Genomic DNA, 2,765 nt, shown 5'->3' on the forward strand with positions numbered 1-2,765 from the left:
CGCCGGCGCCGCGCCTTCCAGTCTATTGGCCGGATCTATCAATCCGGCGATGCAACGGGACCGCTCGCCGCCCTCTCCGCGGCCATCGCGCTATTCGTGGAAACGGGCTGGATCGGGTTTGCACTCGCGATCGCGATCGTGCTCTCCCTCCTCACGCGCCTGGTCTCAGGCGCTCTGCGGCGTGGCCGCGATTCCTTCTTCCCGGCGGCAGCCGCCGCCTGCCTTTGCTTCGGCGTCGTGCAGGGGTTTGCTGGTCCCGGCCTGCTACGCACGGGAGCTATCATCTGCCTTGCAGCGATCGTGGGGCTTGGCCTTTCGCAAAGCGTCAGCCAAGCCGCACGGTGAGCTAAAGCATGATCCGGAAAAGTGGAAACCGGTCTTCCCTCGCGACAAACGCAAAGCGTTTGCGCGGAGATCACGCGTTGCGATCGCCCAGGGATGCCCAGTAGTTCGGATTCTTGGGCATCTGGATCCGCACCCAGCGATAAGGCTTGCGCGACCAGGGCGTGATGTTCTGGGTCAGGTTGTCGAGGACCAGGTCGCCGCTGAACGTGCGCACGACGACGACCAGGTGATGCTCACCCCAGCTCGTCACCACCTCGCTGAGCAGGACGGCACGGGCCGGCCACCCCCTTGCGATCAGCTCGTGGCGCTTGGTCACCGCATAGTCGTTGCAGTCCCCGCTTGCGGGATGCAGCAGCCACTTCTCGCCGGCGAGCCCCTCGAGATTGGCCTGTGGCCGAATCCCGGTGTTCACCGATTGGTTGACCTCCTTGAGGTCGGCCCAACGCTCGGCGGTGAGCTTCAGCCGTCCGCCTCGGAACACCATGCGGCGCGGTTTGCACTCCCCCGCATATTTGAGGCAAAACATCGTGAACGCCATCGGCGGCAATGTCGGCGCATCGAACTTGATGTATTGGATAGCCCCCCGCAGCGCCATTGGCGTGCCGACAAAGCCGGCCTTCGCCCCGTGCTGCAGCCCGATCGTGAAGATGGCGGCGGCAACCGCCAATATCTTTGCAACTCCGCGCATTTTGCGCCCCCCGTTCTTGTTGCGGGGAAGCTACAAAAGACCTCTTGAGATACAGCTCATTCGCTGCGCGGCCCTTTAGTCAAAACCGAAGCAACTCTTTCTGAAACAATTAACGATATCGGTCCGAAATGGGCTCTGCTAAGAGCCGTGGCAGGATTGATCGGCTCTGGTGTTTTCGAGCGAAACGGACGTCGGTTCGCGATGAAGAAAACGCGTCAAAACAAGAATCTGGAGCTTCGGCTCCAGAGGCAGGCGAGTTGGCTTAAGGATGGGTCTGACCCGACGCTTTCGCAAGAACATCAAGCCCCGGCTTCCCGATGGCGTCCGCGTCTATGCGATCGGAGATGTCCACGGACGGGCCGATCTTCTTCAATCGCTCTTAACCGTAATTGACGTTGATCTCGACCGTTCGGCGCCGGAGCGCGCCATCCAGGTCTTCCTTGGCGATTACATCGATCGCGGGCCGCAATCGCGGGCCGTGCTCGATATCCTGATCCGGCGCTGCCAAAGTCACGAAACGGTCTGCCTCAAGGGGAACCACGAGGTCTTCCTGCTCGACGTCCTGAAAGATCCGGCCAAGCTGCAGGAGTGGCGCCATTACGGCGGCCTGTTGACACTGATGTCCTATGGCATGACCCCGACCATGAACCCGACGACGGAACAGCAGGTCGAGCTCATCGAGGGATTGAAGCGTGCGTTGCCGCCCGAGCACCTTGCGTTCATCGAGCAGTTGCCGAATTCGTTCACCTGTGGGGACTTCTTCTTCGTCCACGCCGGCGTTCGTCCCGGCGTTTCGCTCGACAAGCAGCAGGAGCAGGATCTGCTCTGGATCAGGGAGGAGTTCCTCAATTCCGAGGAGCGATTCGGCAAATACATCGTTCACGGACACACGCCCGTCAGCGCGCCCGACGTTCGGCCGAACCGCATCAACATCGATACGGGCGCATATGCGACCGGCAACTTGACGCTGCTGACGATACAGGGTGATAGTCTGCTCGCGATTTGAAGTTTCAATTGGGTTTATCCGGCACCGACGAACGGTGCTCATCCACAAATTCAGCCGATGAATCAAATGACCTGGCTCCGCGCCACGGGAACGTGCATGGCGGTGGTACTGATCGCCTATGCCGCCTTCAGCTTTTGCGCGAACCTGAGTCGGTCCAAGCTTCGTGCAGACGACCTGTTGACGGGCAGACTTCACGGCGAGGCCGCGACGACAGGCTTTACCTCCACCATACTCGCCGCGCTGTTTCCATTCGATGGGGATTTTCTCGCTGATCATGCCATCGCGAAGGCAGCGCAGGCTTTGAATCAACCCGCCCTCGATCCTGCCACCCGGGCGGAGGACAATCAGGCCGCTCAAGGCGCCGTCGTGGCCGCGCTGAGCGTTTCGCCGATCAGGCCGGTGCTTTGGTTGACGCTTGCAACGTTGAAAGCGCGGACCGATGGCACCGCCCTTCCCGCGCTGAAGGCGTCCTATCTCACGGGACCGGTGTCATCCGACGTTGCGTTCATGAGACTTCAGGCCGTGACATCGAGTTCGGCCGCATCAGATGAAGAGATGCGGCTGCTCGCCTTGTCGGATATCCGTACCGTGCTTTCGAACCGCTCCCGTTTCGAAGCCCCGCTCATCGCAGCCTATGTGCAGGCGACTGCGGCCGGCAAAACCCTGCTGATGGAATCTGCGCAGGCCCTGGATCCGAAGTTCGGCGCCCTGCTGCGACGCTACTAG

At 61.1% G+C, this 2,765-nt stretch carries 3 protein-coding genes and 1 pseudogene; 3 read left to right on the forward strand and 1 reads right to left on the reverse strand.

Going from position 1 to position 2,765, the window contains the following annotated elements; translation table 11 throughout:
- A pseudogene (locus CWO89_RS46575) lies at positions 1 to 345 on the forward strand (hypothetical protein); the annotation flags it as partial.
- A gap of 70 nt (positions 346 to 415) precedes the next feature.
- Here the strand turns inward: CWO89_RS46575 and CWO89_RS42750 are convergent.
- Positions 416 to 1,033 (reverse strand): transglutaminase-like cysteine peptidase, encoded by a 618-nt coding sequence (locus tag CWO89_RS42750; protein ID WP_130584203.1) that lies wholly within the window; start codon positions 1,031 to 1,033, stop codon positions 416 to 418.
- 268 nt (positions 1,034 to 1,301) lie between these two features.
- Here CWO89_RS42750 and CWO89_RS42755 point away from each other — a divergent pair, with 268 nt between their 5' ends.
- Both CWO89_RS42755 and CWO89_RS42760 read left to right on the forward strand, forming a co-directional pair.
- Positions 1,302 to 2,039: a metallophosphoesterase family protein gene (locus CWO89_RS42755; RefSeq protein ID WP_130584204.1), complete on the forward strand. Its 738-nt coding sequence runs from the start codon at positions 1,302 to 1,304 to the stop codon at positions 2,037 to 2,039.
- A gap of 96 nt (positions 2,040 to 2,135) precedes the next feature.
- Positions 2,136 to 2,765, forward strand: coding sequence for a hypothetical protein (locus CWO89_RS42760; RefSeq protein ID WP_245476831.1), 630 nt, complete (start codon positions 2,136 to 2,138; stop codon positions 2,763 to 2,765).

Source organism: Bradyrhizobium sp. Leo170 (assembly GCF_004296405.1).
In the GTDB taxonomy this organism is placed as follows: domain Bacteria; phylum Pseudomonadota; class Alphaproteobacteria; order Rhizobiales; family Xanthobacteraceae; genus Bradyrhizobium.